At 70.7% G+C, this 26,056-nt stretch carries 27 protein-coding genes; 17 read left to right on the top strand and 10 right to left on the bottom strand.

Annotation, left to right across the window (positions count from 1 at the left end; translation table 11 throughout):
- Window positions 1–155: 155 nt before the first annotated feature.
- On the bottom strand, window positions 156–1,385 hold the full coding sequence (gene ilvA / locus ACN20J_RS31120; RefSeq protein WP_190229637.1) for a threonine ammonia-lyase: 1,230 nt from the start codon (window positions 1,383–1,385) through the stop codon (window positions 156–158).
- Between the two features lie 162 nt (window positions 1,386–1,547).
- Here ilvA and ACN20J_RS31115 point away from each other — a divergent pair, with 162 nt between their 5' ends.
- From ACN20J_RS31115 to ACN20J_RS31105, 3 genes are all read left to right on the top strand, one after another.
- Window positions 1,548–2,048, top strand: a complete 501-nt coding sequence (locus tag ACN20J_RS31115; RefSeq protein WP_189838420.1) for a MarR family winged helix-turn-helix transcriptional regulator — start codon at window positions 1,548–1,550, stop codon at window positions 2,046–2,048.
- Between the two features lie 140 nt (window positions 2,049–2,188).
- On the top strand, window positions 2,189–2,698 hold the full coding sequence (locus tag ACN20J_RS31110) for a sigma factor-like helix-turn-helix DNA-binding protein (protein WP_246575252.1): 510 nt from the start codon (window positions 2,189–2,191) through the stop codon (window positions 2,696–2,698).
- Window positions 2,699–2,703: 5 nt separating this feature from the next.
- Window positions 2,704–2,946, top strand: a complete 243-nt coding sequence (locus ACN20J_RS31105; RefSeq protein ID WP_362000875.1) for a hypothetical protein — start codon at window positions 2,704–2,706, stop codon at window positions 2,944–2,946.
- A gap of 98 nt (window positions 2,947–3,044) precedes the next feature.
- Here ACN20J_RS31105 and ACN20J_RS31100 read toward each other — a convergent pair whose 3' ends face one another.
- Entirely contained in the window at window positions 3,045–4,199 is a 1,155-nt protein-coding gene (locus ACN20J_RS31100; protein ID WP_055614169.1) for a cystathionine gamma-synthase, read from the bottom strand.
- Window positions 4,200–4,510: 311 nt separating this feature from the next.
- Between ACN20J_RS31100 and ACN20J_RS31095 the strand changes: the two genes are divergently transcribed.
- Window positions 4,511–5,635, top strand: coding sequence for a hypothetical protein (locus ACN20J_RS31095; RefSeq protein WP_419667304.1), 1,125 nt, complete (start codon window positions 4,511–4,513; stop codon window positions 5,633–5,635).
- A gap of 193 nt (window positions 5,636–5,828) precedes the next feature.
- On the opposite strand, the gene msrA is transcribed toward ACN20J_RS31095, so the two are convergent.
- The 3 genes from msrA to ACN20J_RS31080 all read right to left on the bottom strand — a co-directional run bounded on the left by msrA (window position 5,829) and on the right by ACN20J_RS31080 (window position 8,448).
- Entirely contained in the window at window positions 5,829–6,341 is a 513-nt protein-coding gene (msrA, locus tag ACN20J_RS31090) for a peptide-methionine (S)-S-oxide reductase MsrA (protein WP_189837356.1), read from the bottom strand.
- A gap of 184 nt (window positions 6,342–6,525) precedes the next feature.
- Window positions 6,526–7,920 (bottom strand): hypothetical protein, encoded by a 1,395-nt coding sequence (locus ACN20J_RS31085; RefSeq protein WP_419667303.1) that lies wholly within the window; start codon window positions 7,918–7,920, stop codon window positions 6,526–6,528.
- A 240-nt stretch (window positions 7,921–8,160) separates the two neighbouring features.
- Entirely contained in the window at window positions 8,161–8,448 is a 288-nt protein-coding gene (locus ACN20J_RS31080) for a DUF1905 domain-containing protein (RefSeq protein WP_362000828.1), read from the bottom strand.
- Between the two features lie 208 nt (window positions 8,449–8,656).
- Here ACN20J_RS31080 and ACN20J_RS31075 point away from each other — a divergent pair, with 208 nt between their 5' ends.
- From ACN20J_RS31075 to ACN20J_RS31055, 5 genes are all read left to right on the top strand, one after another.
- Window positions 8,657–9,082: a hypothetical protein gene (locus tag ACN20J_RS31075; RefSeq protein ID WP_419667302.1), complete on the top strand. Its 426-nt coding sequence runs from the start codon at window positions 8,657–8,659 to the stop codon at window positions 9,080–9,082.
- Window positions 9,083–9,105: 23 nt separating this feature from the next.
- Window positions 9,106–9,531 carry a WD40/YVTN/BNR-like repeat-containing protein gene (locus ACN20J_RS31070; protein ID WP_419667301.1) on the top strand — a complete coding sequence of 142 codons (426 nt, stop codon included), beginning with the start codon at window positions 9,106–9,108 and terminating at the stop codon, window positions 9,529–9,531.
- Window positions 9,532–9,686: 155 nt separating this feature from the next.
- Window positions 9,687–10,280, top strand: a complete 594-nt coding sequence (locus tag ACN20J_RS31065) for a DUF4291 domain-containing protein (RefSeq protein WP_419667300.1) — start codon at window positions 9,687–9,689, stop codon at window positions 10,278–10,280.
- A 278-nt stretch (window positions 10,281–10,558) separates the two neighbouring features.
- Window positions 10,559–11,482, top strand: a complete 924-nt coding sequence (locus ACN20J_RS31060; RefSeq protein WP_361916808.1) for a DUF5829 family protein — start codon at window positions 10,559–10,561, stop codon at window positions 11,480–11,482.
- Between the two features lie 468 nt (window positions 11,483–11,950).
- Window positions 11,951–12,313: a hypothetical protein gene (locus ACN20J_RS31055; RefSeq protein ID WP_419667299.1), complete on the top strand. Its 363-nt coding sequence runs from the start codon at window positions 11,951–11,953 to the stop codon at window positions 12,311–12,313.
- 12 nt (window positions 12,314–12,325) lie between these two features.
- Here ACN20J_RS31055 and ACN20J_RS31050 read toward each other — a convergent pair whose 3' ends face one another.
- Window positions 12,326–12,892 (bottom strand): TetR/AcrR family transcriptional regulator, encoded by a 567-nt coding sequence (locus ACN20J_RS31050; protein ID WP_361916814.1) that lies wholly within the window; start codon window positions 12,890–12,892, stop codon window positions 12,326–12,328.
- Window positions 12,893–13,057: 165 nt separating this feature from the next.
- Between ACN20J_RS31050 and ACN20J_RS31045 the strand changes: the two genes are divergently transcribed.
- Complete coding sequence (locus tag ACN20J_RS31045) at window positions 13,058–13,993, top strand: SDR family oxidoreductase (RefSeq protein ID WP_419668996.1); 936 nt, start codon at window positions 13,058–13,060, stop codon at window positions 13,991–13,993.
- Window positions 13,994–14,145: 152 nt separating this feature from the next.
- On the top strand, window positions 14,146–15,135 hold the full coding sequence (locus ACN20J_RS31040; RefSeq protein ID WP_364194941.1) for an LLM class flavin-dependent oxidoreductase: 990 nt from the start codon (window positions 14,146–14,148) through the stop codon (window positions 15,133–15,135).
- Window positions 15,136–15,190: 55 nt separating this feature from the next.
- Here ACN20J_RS31040 and ACN20J_RS31035 read toward each other — a convergent pair whose 3' ends face one another.
- Complete coding sequence (locus tag ACN20J_RS31035; protein ID WP_419667298.1) at window positions 15,191–16,411, bottom strand: FAD-dependent monooxygenase; 1,221 nt, start codon at window positions 16,409–16,411, stop codon at window positions 15,191–15,193.
- Window positions 16,412–16,583: 172 nt separating this feature from the next.
- Here ACN20J_RS31035 and ACN20J_RS31030 point away from each other — a divergent pair, with 172 nt between their 5' ends.
- Together ACN20J_RS31030 and ACN20J_RS31025 are read left to right on the top strand one after the other, a co-directional pair.
- The gene (locus ACN20J_RS31030) at window positions 16,584–17,144 is read left to right on the top strand and encodes an SAM-dependent methyltransferase (protein ID WP_419667297.1); all 561 of its coding nucleotides are present in this window, start codon (window positions 16,584–16,586) and stop codon (window positions 17,142–17,144) included.
- 192 nt (window positions 17,145–17,336) lie between these two features.
- Complete coding sequence (locus tag ACN20J_RS31025; RefSeq protein ID WP_419667296.1) at window positions 17,337–18,932, top strand: protein kinase domain-containing protein; 1,596 nt, start codon at window positions 17,337–17,339, stop codon at window positions 18,930–18,932.
- A 6-nt stretch (window positions 18,933–18,938) separates the two neighbouring features.
- On the opposite strand, the gene ACN20J_RS31020 is transcribed toward ACN20J_RS31025, so the two are convergent.
- Complete coding sequence (locus ACN20J_RS31020; RefSeq protein WP_362000801.1) at window positions 18,939–19,328, bottom strand: VOC family protein; 390 nt, start codon at window positions 19,326–19,328, stop codon at window positions 18,939–18,941.
- A gap of 136 nt (window positions 19,329–19,464) precedes the next feature.
- On the opposite strand from ACN20J_RS31020, the gene ACN20J_RS31015 reads away from it, so the two are divergent.
- From ACN20J_RS31015 to ACN20J_RS31005, 3 genes are all read left to right on the top strand, one after another.
- Window positions 19,465–20,523: an ABC transporter substrate-binding protein gene (locus ACN20J_RS31015; RefSeq protein WP_419667295.1), complete on the top strand. Its 1,059-nt coding sequence runs from the start codon at window positions 19,465–19,467 to the stop codon at window positions 20,521–20,523.
- A gap of 90 nt (window positions 20,524–20,613) precedes the next feature.
- Complete coding sequence (locus ACN20J_RS31010) at window positions 20,614–21,582, top strand: FecCD family ABC transporter permease (protein ID WP_419668995.1); 969 nt, start codon at window positions 20,614–20,616, stop codon at window positions 21,580–21,582.
- The gene (locus tag ACN20J_RS31005; protein WP_419667294.1) at window positions 21,579–22,721 is read left to right on the top strand and encodes a FecCD family ABC transporter permease; all 1,143 of its coding nucleotides are present in this window, start codon (window positions 21,579–21,581) and stop codon (window positions 22,719–22,721) included. Before ACN20J_RS31010 ends, ACN20J_RS31005 begins: the two co-directional genes overlap by 4 nt.
- A gap of 94 nt (window positions 22,722–22,815) precedes the next feature.
- Here ACN20J_RS31005 and ACN20J_RS31000 read toward each other — a convergent pair whose 3' ends face one another.
- On the bottom strand, window positions 22,816–23,856 hold the full coding sequence (locus ACN20J_RS31000; protein ID WP_361902713.1) for an NAD(P)-dependent alcohol dehydrogenase: 1,041 nt from the start codon (window positions 23,854–23,856) through the stop codon (window positions 22,816–22,818).
- A gap of 174 nt (window positions 23,857–24,030) precedes the next feature.
- Here ACN20J_RS31000 and ACN20J_RS30995 point away from each other — a divergent pair, with 174 nt between their 5' ends.
- Complete coding sequence (locus ACN20J_RS30995) at window positions 24,031–24,939, top strand: helix-turn-helix transcriptional regulator (protein WP_189837334.1); 909 nt, start codon at window positions 24,031–24,033, stop codon at window positions 24,937–24,939.
- A gap of 236 nt (window positions 24,940–25,175) precedes the next feature.
- Here the strand turns inward: ACN20J_RS30995 and ACN20J_RS30990 are convergent, their stop codons facing one another.
- Window positions 25,176–25,946 (bottom strand): group II truncated hemoglobin, encoded by a 771-nt coding sequence (locus ACN20J_RS30990; RefSeq protein WP_189837333.1) that lies wholly within the window; start codon window positions 25,944–25,946, stop codon window positions 25,176–25,178.
- Window positions 25,947–26,056: the final 110 nt, after the last annotated feature.

Raw genomic sequence — 26,056 nt, 5'->3', positions numbered from 1 at the left:
TTTTTCTCAGGTTTGCCCCGTCCGACGAGCGGATCGGCGACGAGGCGGACCTGTGACCAGAGACACACCATAACGCGATGTATCGCGTTTCTCAACGGAATTTTCCAACCGGGGCGACAGCCGAACCGACCTCAGCCGACGACCGAGTGACGACCTCAGTCGATGACCGTGTAACCCGCCTTCCGCAGCGCGGAGTTCACCTCGGCACAGTGCTCCGGTCCCTTGGTCTCCAGGTGCAGCTCGACCTCCACCTCCGTGAGCCCGAGCCGTGGATCGGTCCGTACGTGACTCACATCGAGGACGTTAGCGTCCACCACTGACAACACCCCGAGAAGTGTGGCCAGAGCACCGGGACGGTCCGTCAGCCGCAGCGTGACCGCCAGGTAGCGGCCGCCCGCCGCCATGCCGTGGCGCAGGATGCGCTGCATCAGCAGCGGGTCCACGTTCCCGCCGGACAGCAGCGCCACGACCGGGCCCTCGAAGGCCCCCGGCTCGCTCAGCAGCGCCGCCACGGGACTCGCGCCGGCCGGCTCGACGACCAGCTTGGCCCGCTCCAGGCAGAGCAGCAGCGCACTGGACAGATCGTTCTCGGAGACCGTACGGACCTCGTCCACCAGGTCGCCGATGATCCCGAACGGCACGTCTCCCGGCCGCCCGACCTTGATGCCGTCGGCCATCGTCGCGGGGTTCTCGATGGACAGCGGCCGGCCGGCCGCCAGCGAGGGCGGGTACGCGGCGGCGCCCGCCGCCTGCACGCCCACGATCCGTACGTCCGGCCGCAGCGCCTTCACGGCGACCGCGATGCCCGCGGCGAGACCGCCGCCGCCGATCCCGACGACGATCGTGCGCACCTCGGGGCACTGCTCCAGGATCTCCAGGCCGACCGTGCCCTGCCCGGCGATGATGTCGGGGTGGTCGAAGGGGTGGATGAAGACGGCGCCCGTCTCGGCCGCGTACTCCTGCGCGGCGGCCAGCGTCTCGTCGACCACCGTGCCGTGGGCGCGCACCTCGGCGCCGTAGTGCCGGGTCGCCGCGACCTTCGGCAGCGGGGCGCCCTTGGGCATGAACACCGTGGAGCGCACACCCAGGAGGGAGGAGGCGAGGGCGACGCCCTGCGCGTGGTTCCCCGCGCTCGCCGCGACCACGCCGGCGGCCCGCTCCTCGGGGCTCAGCCCGGCGATCCGCACGTACGCGCCGCGCAGCTTGAACGAACCCGTCCGCTGGAGGTTCTCGCATTTGAAGTGGACCGGCGCGCCCACCAGCCGGGACAGGTACCTGCTGCCCTCCATGGCGGTCATCCGCGCCACGCCCGCGAGCATCTTCTGGGCGCCGCGTACATCGTCGAGGGTCACCAGCGGCAAGGAGTCAGCCGTGCGGTAGCTCATGACCACCAGTCTCGCAGTTCACGTGGCGCCACACCGGCTGTGACCAACGTCCGAGACCGGTTTGCTCAGCGCAGGTACGGCCCGCCCCCCGTCCGCGTACTCTGTCCCCCAACCCAGCCCCACGCATGAATAGAGCCTCCGGCCATGCCCACAACACCTGAAATGTCGATGGACATGACGACCGTCGGTGACACCGGTCTTCTCGAATCGCTGCAGCACGAGGTGGCGGTGTTCGCCCGCCGTGCCGAACAGACCCGGCTCGGCGGGGTCGGCCAGGTGCGCAACTCCATGGACCGTGCCGCATACCTGCTGCTCAACCGCCTCGACAAGGAGGGGCCGATGGGCGTCAAGGCACTCGCCGCGAGCATGGGCATCGACTCGTCGACGGTCACCCGGCAGGTCGCCCCGCTCGTCGACACCGGGCTCGTCAAGCGCACCTCCCACCCGGAGGACGGACGTGCCGTGGTGCTCCAGCTGTCGCCGCGCGGGCTCTCCCGCCTGGAGGAAGTGCGGTCCTCGAGGCGCCAGTTGATGGCGGAGCTGACCCAGGAGTGGGCCCCGGAGGAGCGCGAGGCCTTCTGCACGCTGCTCACCCGGTTCAACCTCGCGCTCTCCGCCCGCATGGCCGCATCCCCCTCCGCGGAGGCACCGGAGCCCTCCTGAAACACCCCGCGCGCACCGCATCGGCCCCGGCCTCTTGACCGGGGACCCGCGCCTGGCCTCATATGAGACCGGGTCCTGTCGTACGCGGCTGTCCTCGGCGTACGTCTCCAGGGCCCGGTTTCCCCCAGCCGGGAGGCGCGGTGCGAGAGCGGCAGGCGTCCCAGAACGCCCGCCGGGCCCGGGAGTTCGAGGCGTTCGTCGCGGGCGCGGCAGGGCGGCTGCTGCATGCCGCCACACTGCTCACGGCGGAGCCCCCGGACGACAACCCACGCGCGCGGCGCCTGCTCACGGCCGCCCTCGCCCATACATACGCCTCCTGGGACCGGCTGCGCGGCGAGGACCCGTACGACCGGACCCGGCAGCAGCTCGCCGTGCGCTTCGCGCGCGGGGCGTGGCATCAGTACGGCGGCCTGGGCTGGACACACCCCCGGAGTCACCGGAATCCCGACAGCGTCCTGCACTGCCTCACGCCCCAGGAGCGGCTGATCCTCGTGCTGCGCATGTACGAGGGCGTCGCCGAGGAGCAGGCCGCGGCGCTGCTGGGGCTGCCCACGGAGCGCGTACGGGCCATCTGCGCGCGGGCCATGGCGACGCTGCTGCATCCGCCGAGGGAGACCGCTCCGGTGATCGCGAAGGTGGCCCCGTCATGAGCTCGATGAGCCGCAGGGAGGCGGACGTCCGCCGGATCCTGGAGGAGCCGCAGCCGCCCGTACCACCCGATCTGTACGGGGAGGCTCTGCGCCGGGGCGGCCGGATGCTGCGCCGCAGGAGGGCGGCGCGGCGGCTGTTCTGGCTGCTGCTGTTCGCGGCGGCCGTGGCCTTCGTGGTGTGGGCGTCGCTGGTCCAGCCGTGGGTGGAGCCGCCGTCGGAGACGACTCCACCGCTGACCGGCTGGTGAGCCCACCAGCGGCCGGTGGGCCCGTCGACCGGGTGACCCGTTGCCGGGTGACCTGTTGTCGGGTGACCTGTTCGCCCGGCCGGTGAGCCCGTCGGTGACTAGCCCAGGGCCTGCTTGAGGTCCTGGAGGAGGTCGTCGATGTTCTCGATGCCTACGGAGAGGCGTACGAGGTCGGCGGGGACCTCCAGGAGGGAGCCGGCCACGGACGCGTGCGTCATGCGCCCCGGGTGCTCGATCAGGGACTCGACGCCGCCCAGGGACTCGCCCAGCGTGAACACCTTGGCGCGGTTGCAGACCTCGACGGCCGCCTCCTCGCCGCCCTCGACCTGGAAGGAGACCATGCCGCCGAACGACTTCATCTGCTTGGCGGCGATCTCGTGACCGGGGTGCTCCGGGAGGCCCGGGTACAGAACGCGCGTCACGCGCGCGTGCCGGGTGAGCATCTCCGCGACCTGCGTGGCGTTCTCGCTGTGCCGGTCCATGCGGACGGCGAGCGTCTTGATGCCGCGCAGCACCAGCCAGGCGTCCATGGGCCCGGCGACCGCGCCCATCGCGTTCTGGTGGTAGGCGAGCTCCTCGCCGAGAGCCTGGTCGGCGACCACGAGCGCGCCGCCGACGACGTCCGAGTGGCCGCCCATGTACTTGGTCAGCGAGTGCACGACGACGTCCGCGCCGAGCGCGAGCGGCTGCTGGAGGTAAGGGCTGGCGAAGGTGTTGTCGACGACCAGCTTCGCGCCGGCCTCGCGCGCGACCTGCGAGAGCGCGGCGATGTCGGTGATGCCGAGAAGGGGGTTGGAGGGGGTCTCGACCCAGACGGCCTTGGTCTTCGGGGTGATGGCGGCCCGTACGGCCGCGGGGTCGCTGGTGTCGGCGACCGACCACTCCACGCCCCACCGGGAGACGACCTTCGCGAAGAGGCGGAACGTACCGCCGTACGCGTCATTGGGGATGACCACGTGGTCGCCCGGGCTGAGCAGCGTACGCAACAGGCAGTCCTCGGCCGCCAGTCCGGACGCGAACGCGAGCCCGCGGCGACCGCCCTCCAGGGCGGCGAGGTTCTCCTCCAGGGCGGTCCTGGTGGGGTTGGCGCTGCGGCTGTACTCGTAGCCGCCGCGCAGACCTCCGACGCCGTCCTGCTTGTAGGTCGAAACCTGGTAGATCGGCGGGACGACCGCGCCGGTGAGGGGATCGGCGGTGTTGCCCGCGTGGATCGCCACGGTTTCGAAGTGCTGGCTGATGTGCCTGTCGCTCATGGGCACCGAGGGTAATGCGCTCGCGGGGAAAGTGACGGCAGGGGGCCCGGCTGTGGGCCGGGGCGGTAGGCCGGGGCAGTGGGGGGCCAGTGGGTGGGCGCGGGTCTGACGCGGGGCATACGCGGGTCTAGTGGCGGGTCCGACGCGGGTCTGGCGTGGGTCAGTCGCGAGCCAGGCGGCGGCCGGGGGAAGCCGGGGTGGGGCCGAGGCGGGGCCGTGTCCGGCGGTTTTCCACAGGAGGTGCCGACCGTTTTCCACAGGAGCGGTGACCAGGTTCGCCAATTGTCGGACGAGTCTGGTTCGCTTGAGGCATGGAGATTCTCTGGGTCCTGATGGCGATGCTCATGGTGAGCCTCATCCTCTGGCCGACCCTTCTGCGCAGGCGTGCCGGTGGTGGTATCCAGCAGGTCGCCCCGGGCGACCCGGACGCGGCCGACCCGGCGAACTACGGCTTCCTTCGCCAGGAGGAGCTGGACATCCGCATGCCCGGCCCCGACCAGGACCTGCTGGAGGTCCTGGACCTGGTGCAGCGCACCCAGGACTACCGGGCGGCGTCGCAGCTCCTGGCCGGCACCGAGATCGAGGGCGAGCGGCGCTGGCAGCGCGTGCAGGCCTTCGCGGGCGCCGCGTCGCTGGAGCTGCAGCAGCGCCCCGGCGGGGTGAGCGACTCCCCCGGCGGGCAGTGGCTGCGGGTGTGGCGGGCCGAGAATCCCAAGGACGCGGGCGGCGCCGCGGTGCACGCGGAGTTCCTGGTGCAACAGGCGTGGCGTACGTCGTCGCCGGGGACGGACGAGTTCCGGATCATCATGGAGGAGGCGAGGGCGGCCTGCGGTGAGGCCGCGCTGCTGTCTCCGGGCGACCCGATCCCGTACGTCATAGAGCTCTCCGTGGGCCGTGGACTCGCCTATCCCCAGGCGGAGTTCGAGAAGGTCTGGCTGAAGATCCTGGACCGCGCGCCCGCGCACATGGGGGCCCATCTGGCGGCGCTGCACTACTGGTGCGAGAAGTGGCACGGCTCGCGCGAGGTGGCGTACTCCTTCGCGGAGGCGGCGGCTGCCCGGGCTCCCAAGGGCTCCCTCCTGGCCGCGATGCCCCTCTTCGCCGTCTTCGAGCACCTCCCCGAGGTGAACCTGGTCAGCAGCTTCTACCAGAGCGAGGTCGTGACGAAGGCGGTCCACGGCGCCCTCTACGCGGTCCACTCGGCCCGCCCCGACGACCCGATGCTCGCCCACGTCCGCCACCTGCTGGTCTTCTTCCTGGTCCGCAGCGAACGCTGGTCGGAGGCGATGACCCAGCTGATCCACGTCGACGGCCACGTGGGGGCCCTCCCCTGGACCCTGACGTCCGACCCGGCCGCGGACTACGCGGTGTACCGGGCACTGGCGGTGGGCGGGTACGAGGCGAACGGGGGGAGCCCGGCTACGTTGCCGCACTGAGTGCGGACCGCCGGTCGGGGCGGTGACCGGTGGAACGACCGAGGCGGCCCGACGACCCGCCGGCCAGGTGGTGGGCGGGTGAAGGGTGCCGGATCGCAAGCGGGGTGCTCCGGCCCCGCGAACGCAAGCGCGGCCCGGCTGGGAAGCCTGGGCCCGTCAGGACCTCAGCCTTCCCAGCCGGGCCGCCTCGCGGTCAGCCCTCCGTGCGGGCGGGCAGGCGCCATCCGGGGCGCGGGAAGTGGCAGGTGTAGCCGTCCGGGTAACGCTGCAGGTAGTCCTGGTGCTCGGGCTCGGCCTCCCAGAAGGGGCCGACCGGCTCCACCTCGGTGACGACCTTGCCGGGCCACAGTCCGGAGGCGTCCACGTCCGCGATGGTGTCCTCGGCGATCCGCTTCTGCTCGTCGTCCACGTAGTAGATCGCCGAGCGGTAGCTTAGGCCGATGTCGTTGCCCTGGCGGTTCTTGGTGCTCGGGTCGTGGATCTGGAAGAAGAACTCCAGGAGCGCGCGGAAGTCTGTCTTCTCGGGGTCGAAGACGATCTCGATGGCCTCCGCGTGCGTGCCGTGGTTACGGTACGTCGCGTTCGGCACGTCACCGCCGGTGTATCCGACCCGGGTCCCCGTCACGCCCGGAAGCCGGCGGATCAGCTCCTCCATCCCCCAGAAGCATCCGCCCGCCAGTACGGCCCTCTGCGTCTGCGCAGCCATCACGGCCCCTTCCAATGTCTGTATCTGTCAGCTCGGTCACTCGGGGTCATCGGCTCGCACACCACCGGCATCCCTTACCCACTGTCCTCAACGCACGAGGGTTCCGGGCGATTCCGCGCCCGTCCAACCGGCCGCCACGGCCGGGGGTGGGGCACGCGGCATCGTTACTGCCGGTCTGTTTGCTTCAGCGAGGGACGCCCGCCTCGTCCAGGTATCCGTGCATGGCTTTCGCAGGAAGGCTCGGGTTGGTTAGGGCGTCGGTGGAGGTGTCCGGGTTCTCGCAGCTTTCGAGGATGAGATCGACCGGGAGGGCGGGGTGCGCGGCTGCCATGGCGCGTACAAGACGGTCGGGGTCGGCGAGCAGCCGGACCAGTGCGTCGACGGGCGCTTCCAGGTCCAGCCCCACCAGCCGTCGTTTCTCCGGATCCGGGTCGTCGGCGAAACGTTGCGCGTTGCCCGCGCGCGGAAAGTTCCGGTGGGCTTGCAGGGCGCCCCTGGTGATGACCTTGCAGTCCAGATAGGTCTGCAGCACCACTTCGCCGTCGACGGTCGGTTGGTTCTCGCACAGCAGGAGTCGTACGGGGTGGTCGTCGTCCTTGGAGAGCAGGTCGATGGCGTCGGCAGGCAGGCGCGGGCTGTAGGTGGCGCTGCGCCGTAGGAGGGTGTTGGCCGAGTTGGCGCATTGGCGCAGGACATCGGGATCGGTGCAGAGGCGAACCCATTCGACGGGGTCGAGCCGGTCGGACGAGCTGATGGTGACGTCGATGGCGGCGCGTTCGGTCTCCGTCAGTTCGGGGCGTACCGACACCGCCAGCCGTACGCCGTGCGCGTCGTCGTTCGCCAACGACCGGACGATGTCGATGGGGACATTGAGGTTGGCCGCCAGCTCCTGCTTGTCCCACTCGTTGGTGCTTGCTGCGAGTTGTTCGGCGGTCGCTGCGCTCATGGCGCCGTAACGGATCACCTCCCACCTGTCGAGGCTCTCGATTCCCACGTCGAGAAGAAAATCCGTGCAGGCCGCGTCCTCGCGGCAGGCCTCGATCATGGCCGCCCGGCGGACGGTGTCATCGGCGTCGTGGAGCAGACGGCTTCGGGTGCCCTCGGACAGCAGGGCCCACTCGCGGCAGGCCGCCCGTCGAAAGTCCGCGTCCTGGTGGTCGGCGAGCCCTGCGACCAGGCTCGGAGCCGTGTCGCGGCAGAAGGCCGCGTTTCGGCGGACCTTCGGATCCGGATCGGCGAGCAGGCGCTGCTGGGTGGACAGGGGCAGCGGCGGCGTGGGGACTCGGAACCAGTTGGGTCCGACGGCCAGACAGAGACGGACGCGTGGATCGGGATCGTCCACGAGTCTGGCGCGCTGTTCCGCCGGTACCGAGATGTTCTCGGTGAGCAGGGCCCGCAGCCTTCGGTCGGGGTGCGCGACGATGGCGTCGACCACCTCGTCTGGCAGAGCGCGCCAGGCGAACGCGTTCCGGGCCGCGTCGGCCTCCTCGGACAGGAGCCGGGTCAGGACGTCGGCAGGCGCGGCGGGATTTCGCGCGATCGCAGCGATGGTCTCGCGGTGCCCGCGATCTCCACACATGATGGGCCTCCCCGTTCGCCAACGGCCTTCGCGGGCCCGCAGATTGTGCGCATGGCACGTGTACGAGGTCAACGGTGGTGATCATGCTTCGCCGCGCGTCCGGAGAATGGCAAGCGGCTTTCCGGGGTGGCGATCCGGGGGACCGGACGGTCCGGGATGGTTCGGGGCGGTCCGGGGTCCGGACAGTGCGGCTGCCTTCGACGGTGCCGCGCCGTCAGTCTTCAGGCTCGGCGTTCGGGGCTAGAGGCGGACCGAGATCTCCACGGCAACGTGGTCCCCTGCCGAGATGCCCTGCCCCTTGCGGACAGCGGCCTTGAGCGGCAGCAGGTAGTGGCCGTCCTTGGGGAAGAGCGACGTACCGAAGACGACTTCACCGATCCGTGCCTCAACAGGAATCACGCCCCAGCCGTACGAAGCCATCGCGGCCACCTCGCGGATGTCGGCGGACTCCTCATCCGGCACAGGAACGAAGTAGTACGGCGACGGCCCGCGCCATTCCATCACCCGGCCCGCGAAGGCGAACTCCACTCTGCCGGTCTCCTTTCGCGAGTTCGGCCAAGTCGTGCCAGGCGTACGTGCCGTGCGACCACTCCTCCTTGAGAGCGACCGGCAGACACCCGCGGAGGAAGGATGCCATCCCCTCGCAGCGGGATCCACACACTCGCGAGCAGCAGCGACCTCGACTCGGCAGGACCAGTACCCCTCCAGTGACAGGCCACCCGGCGACGTCGCCCTCGTGGCGCTTCGTTCAGACCGCCACGAGACTCCTCCAGGGGGAGAGATCGAGGAGTTCCGCGACGTCGAGGCAATCGACCGCGACCACGCGCTTGTGCTGGCGCTGAACAACCAAGCCACGGGAGAACCCGTACGCATCTACCGCACGGCTGACGGCGGGGCCACCTGGCGGCAGGTGTTCCGTGCCGCGGATCCGGAGGCGTTCTTCTCCTGCATGGCCTTCTTCGACCACCGTCGCGGTCTGGCCGTGGGCGATGCCATAGGCACCAAGTTCCCCTGCTGGAAACGGTTGACGGCGGTCGCAGTTGGCACCCGGCGCCGGCGGGCGGGATGCCCGACACCGCGCCTGGCACGGGCGCCCTGGCGACGGGCACGTGTCTGGTCACTAGGGGCCGACATGACGCCTGGTTCGGGACGACCGGCGTGAGCGGTGGCGGCGACAATCCGCATGTGTTCCATACTCGCGACGGCGGCAGGACCTGGACGGCCTCCAAAACGCCCCTACCCGGCGCTGCGACAAACATCGCCTCCCTGTCCTTCCGGAACCTCAGGGACGGCCTGGCCGCGGGTGGCAACTTCGACCCCCGCAACAACATCGACGTGGGTGCGGTCGCCCGTACGTCCGACGGCGGCGCCTCGTGGGCGCTCGGCGGCACTCCCACCGGGTTCAAGAACGGCGTCACGTGGATACCCGGCCACAGGAACACCGCGATCGCGGTCGGTCCGGACGGAAGCGACGTCACAACCGACGGCGGCCGAACCTGGTCCCGCTTCGACCGCACCCTCCTGCTGGGTATCAACTGCTCGGCCGATGCGCGCTGTTGGGCCGTGGGGAAGGACGGACTGGCGGCTCGGCTCGTAATCCCACGTCGCTGAACCGAGGTTGCGCCCTCAAGCCGGCGACGCGCCCCGCGCCTTCAGGCGGCCGGTCGCACCAGTAGCTCAGGCCACACTGCGACCGGCTCTCCCCCAAGGGACCGGCGGTCGAAAACCGTTGGCCTTCCGCACCAGCCGACCCCACGCTGTAGGCCATGGAAGAACCCCACCGCAGAATCCGGGCGGTCCACACAGCATCCACGGTCACCGTCTACCAGGCGTACTCCCCGCACATCGGCCAACCCGCTGCCCGGGAGGGGCGTTTCCCTCCGGTGTGGAAACGGGATCGGATGACGTGGATCAAGCCGTCGTTCCTGTGGATGATGTACCGCTGCGGCTGGGGCGCAAAGGCGGATCAGGAGACCGTTCTGGCGGTCGAGATCACCCGCGACGGCTTCGAGTGGGCGCTGCGGCACGCGTGCCTGTCGAGTTACGTACGTGGAGTGCACGCCGACCGTGCCACCTGGCAGCGACAGGTCAAGCAGGCCCCGGCCCGCGTCCAGTGGGACCCCGAGCGTGATCTGCACCTGCGGCCCCTGGCGTACCGTTCGCTCCAACTCGGGCTCTGCGGTGAGGCCGTGCGGCGTTACGCGGACGAGTGGACGGTCGGTATCAGCGACGTGACTCCGCTCGCCCACGAGATCCACGCGCTCGTCAGTGGCGGCGACCTGGACTCCGCGGCCCGGCTGCTGCCCCAGGAGCGCCCCTACCCTGCCGCTGACGAGCTACTGGCCAACCTGCGTACGTGACCAGGCACTTGCCAAGCGGTCGACGGCGGCCGAACGGCCGCCCATGGGTCAGCCGGCAGCGCAGGCCCGCCGGTAGCGGCGTTTCCGGTCTCCAGTCTCCAGCCCACTCGGGGTGCCACCGATGCCGGCCGCAAGATGCCAGATACATGCCAGATGCCAGGGAAGCGGCGCCTCGGCCCACGTCACGCTTCGGTCATTTCGGCCTCGTCCGAAATGGGCGGCAGCCGTGTACTCCCCGCCCTACGATCCCCCGCATGCTGATTCGTCGGACATTACGGTTGATCATCGTGTTCGCTGTGGCCCTCGCCGGTGCGGTCGGGGGTGGTGTGGGGATCGCGCAGGCCGAGGGGAACGGCCCGTCGGCGCGCGATCGGCAGTTGCTGTTCTACAACCACTCCTACGGAGTCTTCGACCGGGAGACCGCCGACGCCATCGAGCACTCCGACTACCTGCGGGACTTCGCCAACTTCCAGGTCCGTACGACGACCGGTACCGGCGGACAGACCTGGACCGGCCGCTATCTGATGGGTCGCGAGACCTACCTCGAACTGTTCGGAGTCGGTGACATCGCCGGCCAGGACGGCACCCTCGGCTCCGCCGGGCTCGGCCTCTCGACCGAGCGGGCGGGAGACCTGGCGACGGTCACCGAGCGGCTGAAGGACGAGGGCGTCGCCGACCCGGTCGAGTTCCTCCAGACGCGTGACTTCGGTGACGGTGTTCCCGTGCCGTGGTTCGACGCCATCCTCACCACCACGGAGTACGACGCGTTCGGGGCCTGGGCGATGGAGTACCGGCCGGAGTACTTCGCCGACCCGCGCGGCAAGACCGAGCCGGCGAGCTTCCCCGGTGACGTCGGCCGGGAGCGCTACCTGTCCGACGACTACCGCACCCATCTGATGCGTGACGTGACCTCCGTCCACCTCGCGGTCACCGAAGGCGACCTCGCCGACAACGTGCCGCTGCTGCGGGCCGGCGGGTTCGCCGTCCGGACCCTGGGCGACGGTGGCGTCGTCGCGTCGCGTGGCGGCACCACGATCCGGTTCACCACCGTCCCACGCGATCAGGCGGGGCTGCGGCAGTTCGAGTTCTCGCTCAACCGGCCCGTGAAGGACCGGCACGTGGAACAGATCGGCCACTCGAACCTCGTCGTCGGCCCGGGCAGCCGTGCCGTTTGGACGTTCGCCGCCAACGGCGCCAAGTAGGCAGCGGGTCCAGCCGTGCGCAGGGGGCGCGCCCTTGACCAGGGCGCGCCCCCTCACGCCTGGAACGTGGCGTGGGCCGCCTCGGACAGAAGCTGAACCTCACGTTCCCCTCAGCGTTTTCGCTGGGATCTTGTTCGCCGACGTGACGCGCTGCAAGATCAGGTGACCGCGGGCGGCGGCATCGCGACCGGTTGCCCCCGCTCGTCCGACCAGGGGGGAACCGTCATACGAATTCCGAGAGCGGCCTCGCCGCTGATCGCATCGAGCCTCGCAATGGCCGTGCTGGCGCTTGCAGTTGCCTGTACGTCCGATCAGGAGACGGACGTCGCAAGTACTCCGGAGCCTGCTCCTCCCGGCACAACGGCAACCGCCTCCTCCCCCAGCCCTGAACGAGACTCGGACCCGAACGCGGACTCGGACCCGAACGCGAGCGCGGACGCGGACTCCGACCCGGTGAAGACACCCGAGTTGGACGACTCCGAGACCGTCGTCGCCCGTCACGGTGAGACCCGTGGTGGCGGCACCTTCGAGTTCGGCGAGGGCGAGAAAGGTGATGCCCTGATCATCGCCGTCCGGTGCCAGGGCAAAGGGGAGATCGAGGTCTCCGTGAAGCCGGTGAATGTCGGCTTCACGCTGGAATGCGTCGACAGCGAAGCAAGCACCAGCACCAGCACCAGCACCAGCACTTACAACCAGGTCAGCGTCGCGGGAGTGGAGAAGAAGGGCACCGTCTCCGTTCAGGCGCCCTCGTCGGTGCGGTGGTCCATGACGATCGGCCGTGGCGAGCCCGAGCAGGCAGAAGCGCCTGAGCCTTCGGGCGAAGCGGAGTAGGACCGCCCACGCTCACCCGCCCCCCGTCACCACCTTGAGTTCGTCGAGTGATTCGCGCAGGAAGTCCGCCAGGGGGCGGTCCCCGTCGTCGGCGACCCAGCGTTCGAAGCCGACCTTGAAGACGGTTATGCCCGCCTCCGCGGTGAGGGTCGCGGCCGGGTCCTTGACGCCGCGGTGGCGGAGTGTGGTGGCGAGTGCCGCGGACAGGGACGCGAGCTTGATCAGTTCGCGCTCGCGCAGTTCCGCGTTGGCCACGATGACGGCCTGGCGCCGCCGGGAGTGCTCGTGGCGCTCCAGGAAGAAGGCGGCGACGGTTTCCAGCGTCGTGGCCATCGCGTCGATCGGTGCGGCCACGTGCGGGATGTCGGCGAGCGTGTCCACGAAGGCCTGCTCCAGCGCCTGCGACCCCCCGAAGAGGACCTCGCGCTTGTCGGCGTAGTGCCGGAAGAACGTCCGCTCGGTCAGCCCGGCCCGCTCGGCGATCTGCGCGGCGGTCGTCTGCTCGTACCCGCGCTCGCTGTAGAGGTCCAGCGCCGCCTTCTCAAGCCGCCCGCGCGCGTCCGGCTGCCATCGACTCATACCCCCGATCGTACGCGATGACAGTGACTGACATCAGGTGTACGGTTGATGTCAGTCACTGACATCGTCGGCTCGTTCGTCGCCGCACAGGGCGCACATCCCGCGCATCCCGCGCATTCCGTGTGCTCGCGGCCAGGGCTGTCGACCTACCCGGAGGTTCTCCTCATGCGTGTGTTCGTCACCGGCGCGTCCGGCTGGATCGGTTCGGCCGTTGTTCCGGAGCTCATCGGGGCCGGCCACCAGGTCGTCGGGCTCGCCCGCTCGGACGCCTCGGCCGCCGCTCTCGCCGAGGCCGGCGCCGAGGTGCGCCGCGGCACGCTCGACGATCTCGACACCCTGCGCGAGGCGGCTGCCGAGTCCGACGGCGTCATCCACCTCGCCTTCAAGCACGACATCGCGTTCAGCGGCGGCTTCGAGGACGCGGCCGACGCGGACCGGCGCGCCATCGACACGTTCGGCGAGGTGCTATCCGGATCCGACCGCCCGTTCGTCATCGCGTCCGGGACGCTCGGGCTGGCGCCGGGGCAGGTCGCCACCGAGCAGGACGGTCAGGCGTCCGGCCCGGTAGGCGGCCACTGGGCCGCCGGTCCCGCCAAGCGGCTGGCCAACGCGCACGCCACGGCCGCCCTCGCGGACCGCGGCGTCCGCTCGTCCGTCGTACGGCTTCCTCCGACCGTGCACGGCGACGGGGACCACGGCTTCATGGCCACCGTGGTGAGCATCGCCCGCGAGAAGGGCGTCTCGGGCTACATCGGCGACGGCGCCAACCGCTGGCCCGCCGTGCACCGGTCCGACGCCGCGCACCTCTTCCGCCTCGCGCTGGAGAGCGCCCCGGCCGGCTCCACGCTGCACGCGATCGCGGACCAGGGCGTGCCGATACGAGCCGTCGCCGAGATGATCGGGCGGCACCTCGGGCTGCCCGTGGCCTCGGTCTCCCCCGACGACGCGGCCGGGCACTTCACCTGGCTGGCCGCCTTCCTCGCCATGGACAGCCCCGTCTCCAGTGCGTACACCCGCGAACTGCTGGGGTGGCAGCCGACCGGACCCGGGCTCCTCGACGACCTCGACAAGGGCCACTACTTCGCCGCCCCGTCCGTCTGACCGCCCCACGGCCTCACCGGCCGAACCCGCCGGCCACCGACCCCACCGGCCGTCGGCTGTCGGCCGTCGGCACAGCAGCCGTCGGCAACGCGGCCGATCCACCGTACGTACAAAGGAAGTTGGAGGTGACGGACGATTTCTATACTGGCCCAATGATCACCGTTCCGCTCAGCGCGCTCGAAGTGGCCATGGTTCAGACGGGTACTCCGGCCGAGGACACGTTGCGAGACACCACCGAGTTCGCCCGACGCGTCGAAGAACTCGGTTATCTGCGGCTCTGGTACGCCGAGCACCACCATTCCCCGGCCATCGGAGCGTTCCCGCCCGTCGTACTGACCGCCCACGCCGCCGCGTTGACGGCGTCCATCCGGCTCGGCTCCGGGGGTGTCCTCGCACCGAACCACGCCCCGATCATGCTGGCGGAGCAGTTCGGCACGCTGGCCGCGCTGCACGGGGGCCGGATCGACCTGGGCATCGGCCGGGGCCCGGGTACGTTCGACGAATCCACGGCGCGGGCCCTGCGGCGCGGGGCCGGTCCGGCGACGGACGACGAGTACCGCGACGACGTGTCGTCGACGCTGCGTCTCCTGGTGGACGAGGTCGGGCTGGACCCGCTCCCGGAGCCATGGCTGCTGTCCTCCAGCACGGCCGGTGCCGCGCTCGCCGCGGAACTCGGACTGCCGATCGCCTTCGCCCATCACATCCGTCCCGACAACACCCTGGCCGCGCTCGCCCACTACCGCGAGCACTTCTCCCCGTCCCGCTGGTGCGCGAGCCCGCGCGTGCTGGTCTGCGTGGAGACGGTGTGCGCCGAGACGGACGAGGAGGCGGCGCGGCTCGTCGGCCCGATGGACGTCATCAAGGCCGGACTCCTCAAGGGACGAGGCGGCATCCCCTTCCCCACGCGCGAGGAGGCAGCGGCCCACTCGTTCACCGCGGAAGAGGCACAGCTCCTGGCCGGCTTCCGCGCCCACCAGGCCCAGGGCTCACCCGAGACCGTCGCGAAACAGCTGACAGACCTGGTGGACCTGACCGGCGCGGACGAACTCATGCTCGTAACGCCCGTCTACTCACTGGCCGACCGGCTGAGGTCGTACGAACTCGTCAAGCAGCACGTCATGATGCCGACGACGACGGCCTAGCCCCGGCCCAACCCCGCGATAGTGGTCGCTCGTCAAGGACGCCGATCGCCGATCCTCAAGAACGCCGATCGTCAAGGACGTCCACCGCCCACCCCGTCGCCTGGGGCAGGAAGACGTGCTCGGCCGCGTACGCCGACATGCGGGCGTTCCGTGCCTGGGCCTCGGGGCCGTCCGGCAGGTGGAAGTCGTCGCCCGCCCGCGCGGAGTTGGCCTGCATGGTGGTGGCGGTGGCCAGGCGCCGGCGTACGTATCGGTCGAGCGCGTCGGGCACCTCGGCCGGGGTCGCGCCCGTGAGGACGTCGCCGAGTACGGCCGCGTCCATGATCGCCTGCGCCGCGCCCTGGGCCTGGAACGGGACCATCGCGTGGGCGCTGTCGCCCAGCAGGGTCACCCTGCCGATGTTCCACCGCGCGAGCGGCACCCGCGTATGGATGCCGTAGCGGAACACCTGCCCCGCGCGTTCGAGGACGTCGAGCACCCGCGAGTCCCAGCCGTCGAACTCGCGCAGCTGCTCGCCCGGTTCCGCCCGAGCCGTCCACGACTCGGCCGCCGCCGTCTCGGCCTCCGCCTTGGCCTCCGTCCTGGCCTCCGCCCTGGCCTCCGCCGTGACGACGGCCACGACGTTGAGCAGCTCCCCACGACGCACCCAGTAGTGGACGAAGTGCCGGCCCGGACCGAGCCAGATGCCGAGGTCGGGCAGGTCCAGATCGGCCACCTCGTGGGCCGGGAGCAGCGCCCGGTAGGCGGCGGTCCCGGAGAAGACCGCCTCGTCCGCGCCGAAGAGCCACTGACGGGCCGCCGACCGTATCCCGTCGGCGGCCACGACCAGGTCCGCGCGCAGGCGCTCGCCGCTCGCCGTGGTCACGGTGGCGGACTCGTCGTCCTGGTCGATGCCCACGACGACGCTGTTCAGGCGCACCGACGCCGGCGGCACCGCGGCGGCCAGGGCCTGATGCAGATCGGCCCGGTGGAGCAGCAGGTAGGGCGCTCCGAACGCGTCCTCGGCCGCACGGCCCAGCGCGTAACGGCAGATCTCGGCCCCGTCGGACCAGGTGCGGAAGCTCACGTGGGAGGGGCGGGCGGCCTGTGCGGCGATCGCGTCGAGGAGGCCCAGCCGGCGCAGCAGACGCGTGGCGTTGGGCGCGAGCTGGATCCCGGCACCGATCTCGGTGAACCGTGCCGCCTGCTCGACCAGCGTGACCTCGTGACCGGCCCGGCGCAGGCTCAACGTCGCCGCCAGTCCCCCGATACCCGCTCCCACGACGACCGCTCGCATGCCACGCCCCCATGACGACCGCTCAGCTGCCACGGCCGCACATCGATACTTCGACACGATCACGCGCCCAAGGACCCGAGCACCCGGCCGTCGGCCCGGGCAGGCTATCGAACACAACTCCCCTCCCGTACGGGGCATTTCGGCCCAAGTTGTGGACCTACACTCGTCGCCCGTGACAGGCACAGCAGTACCGGAGCGGATCAGGCAGGCGGTTGCCGCGCTGGATGTGCGGGCCGACGACCGGCTGTTGGAGATCGGCTGTGGTGGCGGGGTCGCGGTCGGGCTGGTCTGTCCGCTGCTCACCGCCGGCACGATCACGGCCGTCGACCGTTCCGCGACGGCCACGGCACGAGCCGTACGGCGCAACGCGGACTCGGTCAGGGACGGGCGGGCCACGATCGCCACGGCCGCCTTCACCGAGCCCGGCCTGACGGCCGCGGGTCTCGCCGGCCGGCGCTTCGACAAGATCTTCGCGATCAACGTCAACCTGTTCTGGACCGGCCCCGCCCGCGCCGAACTGGCCCTCGCCACCCACCTCTTGACCCCGGGCGGCGCCCTCTACGCGTTCTACGAGCCGCCGGGCGAGCGCCTCGACGAACGCATCGACAAACGCATCGACGAACGTCTCGACGAACTCGCCGCGAAGGTCACCGGTACGTTCGAAGCGGGCGGCCTCACTGCGGAGGTGCTGCGGCTGTCGGCAGCGGTCGTGGGCATCGTGGGCCACCCCTGAGCAGCCCGCCCACCGGACGGCGGCCACGCCCCGACACGCCACAAGCCCGACACAAACGCGGCACAGACCCGGCCCAACACGCTCACTCGGCCCACCTCCGCGCGCCCCGCCAACTACGCTGCTCCTCGATTCAACTACCAGGCCGCGACGCGTTGTTGGAGCGGCGAGGCCGATCCCTGGGGTGCAGCTTTCATGAAGAACCTTCAGCCTTCGGATCCGTCGTCCATCGGCGGCTACCCGCTACTGAGCCGGCTCGGAGCGGGAGGCATGGGGCAGGTGTTCCTGTCCCGTACGCCGTCCGGGCGTCTGCTGGCGCTGAAGACGATCCGTGAGGATCTCAGCAGTGATCCGGGGTTCGAGGAGCGGTTCGCGCGCGAGATACGCAACAGCGACCGGGTGCGCTCGCCGTGGACGGTGACCGTCGTGGACTACAGCCCGCCGGGCCAGCGTCCGCAGTGGCTGGCCACCGAGTACGTACCGGCGCCGTCGCTCGACGAATGGGTGGCACGGCACGGGCCGCTGCCCGAGGCCGCGGTCCTCTCGCTCGCCGCCGAACTGTGCGGCGCGCTGCAGTCGGTGCACCAGGCCGACCTCACGCACCGGGACGTGAAGCCGGGCAACGTCCTGCTGGCCCGCGACCGTCCGCGGCTGATCGACTTCGGCATCGCCCGGGCCGCCGACGACCCCCGGCACACCCAGGTCGGCGGAGTGCTCGGTTCGCCCGGCTTTCTCGCGCCGGACCAGGCCGTCGGTGGTGTGCCGGCCGAGCCCGCCGACGTGTTCTCGCTGGCCGCCGTCCTGGTGTACGCCGCCACCGGCCACGGCCCGTTCGCACGCCCGCAGGAGAACGTGGCCATGGCCGCCCTGGTCTACCGGGCCGTCCACGAGGCGCCCGACCTCCAGGGCGTTCCGCCGACCCTGGTCCCCGTACTCGCCTCATGTCTGGCCAAGGCCCCGGGCGACCGCCCCACCGCGGCCGAGCTGGGCAAGCGCCTGGAGCAGATCGGCGCCCGTACCGGCGACTGGCCGGACGTCCGCCCACCGGCCCTCGCCACGGAGCTGACGGCGCACGAGCAGCCGACACACACCCTCGTCGACCCGCGCCCCGACCTCACGCCCGGCTCACAGACCCACCCGCAGCCATACCTCCCGCACCACCAGCAGACCCAGCCCCTCATGGCTCCCGGCCCCGGTCACCCGGCAGGCGGGCCGACCCGGGGCAGCACCGTCCTGGCGGCCGCCCCCGGCACGCCCGAGAGACGCCGGCGCCCCCTCTGGCAGGTCGTCGCCGTCACCGCGGCGGCCGTCGTCGCCGTGGCTGCCGTCTCGGTCGCCGCGTACGCCGGTATGCGCGGCTCCGGTTCGGGTTCCGACGCGTCGGACGACTCCTCCGGCGGCGCGAAGACACGACCCTCGGCGTCGGCCGAGGCCACGAAGCCGGTGAAGCCGGCGAGCCCGGTACGCAGGATCCTGGAGGCCGTGTACGACCTGGGCGTCGGAGAGTCCGTGCAGACCACCAAGACGAAGCTGGTCATGCAGCGGGACGGCAACCTCGTGATCACCGACAAGCAGGACCGCCCCCTCTGGGCCGCCGCGACCTCCGGCACCGGCAACACCGCCCGCTTCCAGGACGACGGCAATCTGGTGGTCCACAACAGCGCCGGGAAACCCGTGTGGGCCTCGCAGACGTTCGGCCACCCGGGAGCGGTCCTGGTCCTCCAGGCCGACGGCAACGTCGTGATCAAGTCCGGCGAGGCCGTGCTGTGGGCGGCGAAGACCGTCCACTGACGTCCCCTACCCCAGCCCCCCACTCCCATAAGGCCGCGTAAGAATCTCCAGGTTGTGGCCGTTCGGGTCGTCGAAGTACGTGCCGCGGCCACCGTCGTTCGTGTTGATCTCGTCGACGTGGCGGTGGAAGGGGTCCGCCCAGTAGGTCAGACCCGCGTCCCGGATGCGGGCGAAGATCGTGTCGAAGTCGTCCTCCGAGACCAGGAACGCGTAGTGCTGGGGCGGGATGGGCCCGGTCGCGTCCATGTAGTCGAGGGTCACGCCGTTCGGGATCCGGACCGGGATGAACGGGCCGTACTGCGGGCTCACCTCCAGGCCGAGGATGCCGGCGAGGAACCGGGCCGAGGTCTTCTTGTCGTGGGCGGCGACGATCGTGTGGTTCAGCTCGACAGTCATCGTGCGTACAACCTTTCCTCGCGTATCCCTTCCACGCTAGGCGCCCCCGCGACGCACGCGCAGCCCCGGAAGTGGCCACTCCGGAAGGCGGGATAAGGTAAGCCTTGCCTTATAGATCGAAAAATCGGAGAGAGTCGTGCGCACATCGGGATTGAACGCCGTCCTGGCAGTGACCGTGGTCGGCGGACTGATGGCCGGATGCGCGTCGTCGGACAGCGGCAAGAACAGTGCGGGCGACGCGGCCGGCGGCAAGGGCGCCCGCAACCCCGTCGCCGGCGCCTCCGAGGGCCCCTCCGCCGCGCCCAGCGCCCTCGCCGACGGCATGGGTACGAAGGCGGCCGACGGCGAATTCCCCCGTACCGTCAGCCACTTCAAGGGCAAGACGGAGATCGAGGCCGCGCCGAAGCGGATAGCCGTGCTCAGCACCGGGCAGCTGGACGACGTACTCACCCTGGGGGTCCTGCCGACCGCCACCACCCGCGCCGACAACGCCGGACTCGTACCGGACTACCTCGCCGACGCCTTCCCCCAGTACAAGAAGCAGCTCGCGAAGATGACCGACGCGGGGACCCGGGCCGCGCCCAACCTCGAAACGCTGGCCACCGCCAAGCCCGATCTCATCCTCGCCAACGACTCGCTCGGCGACCTCTACCCCAAGCTGTCGAAGATCGCCCCGACCGTGATCACCGCGGGCAACGGCATCAACTGGAAGCGGGACCTGCTGCTCGTCGGCGACGCGGTCGGCAAGGGCGAGCAGGCGCAGAAGCTCCTCGACGAGCACGCGGACGAGGCAGCCGCGGCGGGCACGAAGGTCGACGGGAAGAACACCGCCGTCTCCATGCTGCGGTTCACGCCCGACCGGACCCGGATGTTCGGCGTCTCCTCCTTCACCGGTTCGATCGCCGTCGACATGGGGATCGGGCGGCCCAAGTCCCAGCAGTTCAAGGCCATTTCGGAGGACATCGGCGCCGAGAGCATCGATGTGGCGGACGGCGACTGGATCTTCTACTCCGTGCAGGGCGCGCAGGACAAGACCGACGCCGGCAGCGTCCTCGCCGGGCCCCTCTGGAAGTCGATGAAGGCCGTCGAGGCCGGACACGCCGTCAAGGTCGACGACGACCCCTGGTACCTCAACGCGGGCCCCACGGCGGCCGATCTGGTCGTGAAGCAGCTCACCGAGTCACTCGGCAAGTAGGTCCGAGAGCAAGTGACCGCGCGCACCGCGACCGTACGCACCTCCGGCGCCTCCGTACGCAGCTCCCGCGCCTCCGTACGCGCCTCCTGGCTGGTGGTCGCCCTCCTCCTCACCCTCGTCGCGGTGGCCCTCAGCCTCGCCGTCGGCACCCGGCAGGTTCCGCTGTCCGCCGTGCTCGACGCGCTGCTTCACGGCGGAGGCTCGCGGGACGCGTTGGTCGTACGGTCGCTGCGGCTGCCCCGAACCGCCGTCGGGCTCACCGCGGGGGCCGCGCTCGGCGTCGCGGGGGCGGCGCTGCAGGCCGTCACCCGCAATCCGCTGGCCGACCCCGGAATCCTCGGGCTGAGCCAGGGCGCCGCGGCCGGCGTGGTGTTCGCGATCACGGGCGGACTGGCGAACGGCTTCGGCGGCTACGTCTGGTTCGCCTTCGTGGGCGCGGTCGTCGCCGCCTGCCTGGTGTACGCCGTCGCCTCGCGCGGCCGGGGCGGCGCCTCGCCGGTCAAGCTCGCGCTCGCCGGGACCGCGCTGTCCGCGATGGTCGGCGGGGCCACCACCGTGGTCCTGACGTCGAGTTCGGCGACGCTGGACCAGTTCAGGTTCTGGCAGGTGGGCGCGCTCAGCGGACGCGACGCGGGGACGGTCGAGCAGATGCTGCCCTTCCTCGTCGCGGGCGCGCTGCTGGTGCTCGGCTGCGCCCGCGGCCTGGACGCGCTCGCCCTCGGCGACGACACCGCGCGTGCGCTGGGCCACAAGGTCCAGCGCGTACGGGTCTGCGCGGCACTCGGCGCGACCGTCCTGACCGCCGCCGCCGTGGCCGCCGCCGGGCCGATCGCCTTCATCGGCCTCGCCGTACCGCACCTGGCCCGCCGCCTCGTCTCGGGCGGCCACCGCTGGACCCTGCCGCTCTCCGCCCTGCTCGGGGCGGCCCTGCTGCTCGCGGCGGACGTCGCGGGACGGGTGGTCCGCGCCCCCACGGAGGTACCGGCCGGAGTGATGACGGCCCTCGTGGGCGTGCCGGTCCTGGTCGTTCTCGTACGCCGAAAGGGGGCGGCTTCATGACAACGGCATCGCGGCGCCCGTCCGAACAGCCGACGCCCCCAAAACAGTCCCCGTCCCCGGACCCGTCCTCGGACCCCATCTACCCCCACTCGGCAGGCCTGTCGGTCCTCCGCCGCCGCTCCTTCTCCCTGCTCCTGCACCGCCGCTCGGCGGCAGTCGTCGCCGTACTCCTGCTCGTACTGGCCGGCGTGATGGTGCTCGCGGCGTGCGTCGGGCAGACGTACGTGTCGCCGGGCGAGGTCTGGCGGGTCCTGCGCGGCCACGGTGGCCCGTACGACCTGATCGTCGGGGAGCTGCGCGTCCCGCGGATCGTGCTCGGCGCGCTGGTCGGCGCCGCGTACGGGCTCTCCGGGGCACTCGTCCAGACCGTGACCCGCAATCCGCTGGCCAGCCCGGACGTCATCGGCGTCGGTCACGGGGCCGCCGCCGCGACGGTCCTGGCGCTCGCCACGGGAACGGTCGCCTCCCCCGGCGCGCTCCCGGCGGTCTCCGTCGCGGGCGGTCTGGGGGCCGCGGCGCTCGTGTACGTACTGGCCTGGCGGCACGGCATGCAGCCCAGCCGGTTCGTGCTGACCGGGGTCGGCATCGGGGTGGCCCTCTCCGCGGTCGTCCAGCTGTATCTCACGGAGAGCGAGCTGGGCGCGGCCGAGCAGGTCAAGCTGTGGCTGACCGGCAGCCTCAACGGCCGCGGCTGGGAACAGGCGGTACCCCTCGCCGGGGTACTCCTCCTCTCCCTGCCCGCCCTGGTGTGGGCGAACCGAGCCCTGCGACCGCTCGGCCTCGACCCCGACACGGCCTCCGCACTGGGCGTCCGCGTACACCGGACCCAGCTCGCCCTGACCGTCCTCGGCGTGATCCTCGCGGCAACCGCCACGGGAGCGGCGGGCCCCATCGGCTTCGTAGCCCTGACGGCCCCCCAACTGGCCCGCCGCCTGACCCGCACCCCCCAACTCCCGCTGGCGGCATCGGCGTTGACGGGTTCGGTGATCCTGGTAGCGGCCGACGTGGCGGCCCGCACGCTGATGCCCCCGCTGGAGATCCCAGTGGGGGCATTGACGGCGTTGGTGGGGGGCCCGTACTTGCTATGGCTCCTGGCCGGAGGAAAGGGCCGGGGACAGGGGCGAAGCCCCGTCCTCTAGGGGCGCGGGGAACTGCGCGCCCAGCCACAACAAACCCGCACCCGAACCCCACCCCCACCCCAGCGGAGCTAAAACGCGGAGCTAAAACGCAGCGCTAGATCGTCGCGGCGTCGATCACGAACCGATACCGCACATCACTGTTGAGCACCCGCTCGTACGCCTCGTTGATCTCGCTCGCGCTGATCAGCTCGATCTCCGCCCCGAACCCGTGCTCGGCACAGAAGTCCAGCATCTCCTGGGTCTCCTGAATGCCACCGATCCCGGAGCCCGCAAGGGTCTTACGGCCACCGATCACCGAGAAGAGGTTCAGGGAGACCGGCTCCTCGGGCGCGCCCACGTTCACGAAGGCGCCGTCCGTCTTGAGGAGGGACAGGAAGGTGTCCAGGTCCAGCGGGGCGGACACGGTGGACAGGATCAGGTCGAAGGAACCGCGCAGCTCCTGGAAGGTCTTCGGGTCGCTGGTCGCGTAGTAGTGGTCGGCGCCCAGCTTCAGCCCGTCGTCCTTCTTGCGCAGGGACTGCGAGAGAACGGTCACCTCGGCACCGAGGGCGTGCGCGATCTTGACGCCCATGTGGCCGAGACCGCCCATGCCGAGGACGGCGACCTTCTTGCCGGGACCGGCGTTCCAGTGCTTGAGCGGGGAGTACGTGGTGATGCCGGCGCACAGCAGCGGCGCGGCCTCGTCGAGGGCCAGGCCCTCGGGGATACGGACGGTGAAGGCCTCGTCGACGACGATGTGCGTCGAGTAGCCGCCGTAGGTGGGCTCGCCGTCCTTGCCGACGGCGTTGTACGTGCCGACGTTGCCCTGGGTGCAGTACTGCTCCAGGCCCGCCTTGCAGTTCTCGCACTCGCGGCAGGAGTCGACCATGCAGCCCACGCCCACGCGGTCGCCGACGGCGAACTTGGTGACGCCCGTGCCGACCTCGGTGACGATGCCGGCGATCTCGTGGCCGGGGACCATCGGGAAGATGGCCTCGCCCCAGCCCTCGCGGGCCTGGTGGATGTCGGAGTGACAGATGCCGGCGAACTTGATCTCGATCAGAACGTCGTGCTCGCCGACCGGGCGACGCTCGATGGTCGTGCGCTCCAGCGGAGCCTTGGCGGCGGGAGCGGCGTATGCGGCGACAGTGGTCATGCCGGGGGTTCTCCTAAGGAGGGGTTTCTGCGCCCGGCCTGCCTTCCGGCCGGGCACGGCCTCCAGCCTGCTCCTCGTCCGGGAAGTCACCCAGACCACGGCTTTGCGTACGTTCGCTGGTCCTACTACTGATGGGGGCAGGTTCGTATGCGTACGACCATGAATACTGGACGTATGGATGAACAGCCCTCTCAGGAGCCCGCGGGGCGGCCGCTGGACCGGCGTGCCGAGCTCAGCGAGTTCCTGCGCACGCGCCGGGCCCGGCTGAAGCCGGAGGACGTGGGGCTGCCGGACTTCGGGCGGCATCGCCGGGTGCCCGGGCTGCGCCGCGAGGAGCTGGCGCAGCTGGCCGGGGTGTCCGTGGCGTACTACACACGGCTTGAGCAGGGCAACGGGCGGAACGTGTCCGCGGAGGTGCTCGACTCGATCGCGCGCGCTCTGCGGCTGACCGGGGCCGAGCACGCGCATCTCACGCATCTCGCGAAGCCGAAGCAGCACAAGAAGAAGCCGTCGGTCCGGCCGCAGCAGGTGCGGGTCGCTCTGCGGGAGCTGATCGACACGTTCGACGGGGTGCCCGCGTATGTCGTGGGGCGGCGGTCGGAGATTCTCGTCTGGAACCGGATGGCCGCGGCCGTCTTCGGGGACTGGGCGGAGGTGCCGCCGCAGGAGCGGAACTGGGCGCGGATGGTGTTCCTCAAGCCCGAGTATCGCGAGCTGTTCGTGGAGTGGGAGCAGAAGGCTTCCGACATGGTGAGTTTTCTGCGGATGGACGCGGGGTGCCACCCTGACGATCCGCGGCTGTCCGCGCTGGTGGGTGAGCTGTCCGTGAAGAGCGAGGAGTTCCGTCGGCTCTGGGCTACGCACGACGTCAAGGAGAAGAGCCACGGCGTGAAGCGTCTGCATCACCCCCTGGTGGGCGAGCTGACCCTCTCCTTCGAGTCCTTCCGACTCGTCGACGACGACGAACAATCCATGATCACCTACCACGCCGAACCGGGTTCCCCCTCCGCCGACGCCCTCCGCCTCCTGGCAAGCTGGGGCACGGACGCGACCCGCGCGGGCACGTCGACGCCCCAGTCGTAGGTTTTTTCGCCCCCGCCGCCCCTACCCGTCCCGTCCCTGGGGGCTGCCGCCCCCAGACCCCCGCTTTCGGCCTGAACGGCCTCGTCCTCAAACGCCGGACGGGCTGAAGGTGTCGACCCAGGCCACGAAAATCCAGCCTCTCCGGCGTTTGAGGAGCGGGGGTTCGGGGGCGGAGCCCCCGAGTAAGGGACGGGAATGGGTAGGGGCGGCGGGGGCGAGAAAAACCCGGTCGGATGTCAGCCCTGGTACGGCGGTGCCGAGCCCCACGTCCACTTGGGAACCGGCTGCTCCGCCGGAGGCACCGCGTCCGGGCCCGAGAAGTAGACGGCAAGCCGAGTCCCCCACTCCGCGTACGCCACGAACGCCGAGCGGAACTCGGCGTCGGACGGAAGCCCCGCATCATCCGCCGCGTCCTGAAGAAGGTTCACCCACCGCCGCCGCTGCACCTCCGTGATCCCCTTCCCGAGATGCTTCGCGACCATGTGCCCGTGCCCACCCTGCGTCTCGGAGTACCCGGCCGGCCCCCCGAACACCTCCCCGAGCCACAGCGCGACATGCGCCGCGTGCTCGGGAGCGAGCCCCTCGAAGACGGGCGCGAGGACGTCGTCCTTGAGGACCTTGTCGTAGAAGACCTCGGTGAGCCGGTCGAAGGCCTCGGCACCCCCGGCCCAGACGTACAGGGTGGGCACGGACGCCCCCGTACCCCGTACCGTCGTCGGTTTGTAGTGCCGCATCTCCTCGATGGAGCTGATGTACGGCCGGATCTCGGCGAGGAACTCCTCGAAGAGCTCGGACTTGCGGAAGCCCTCGATGTGGTCCTCGGTGGAGGTCCAGGTGATGCGCAGCACGAAGTGCTCGAAGTCCTCCTCGCAGCGCGCCAGTTCGTAGTCGACACACTGCGGGGCCGCGGCGAGCTGGGCGGCGGCCCGGGTGTAGGCGGCGAGGAACCCCGCCGACTGCTGCTCGGGAATGCGGTACCGGATGTACTCAACGGTGTGCGCTGTCATGCCCCCACACAAACACGGACGGCCCGCGGAAGCTGCACTTCCGACGGGCCGTTCGCATCAGTCAGCGTTCAGCGAACCTCAGGACCAGCCTTGAGGGTCGGTCCTGAGGA

The organism is Streptomyces sp. 2-1, from assembly GCF_048564895.1.
Classification (GTDB): domain Bacteria; phylum Actinomycetota; class Actinomycetes; order Streptomycetales; family Streptomycetaceae; genus Streptomyces; species Streptomyces phaeochromogenes.
Note: the sequence above shows the minus strand (reverse complement) of the source record. Positions and strands in the feature narration are given on the sequence as shown.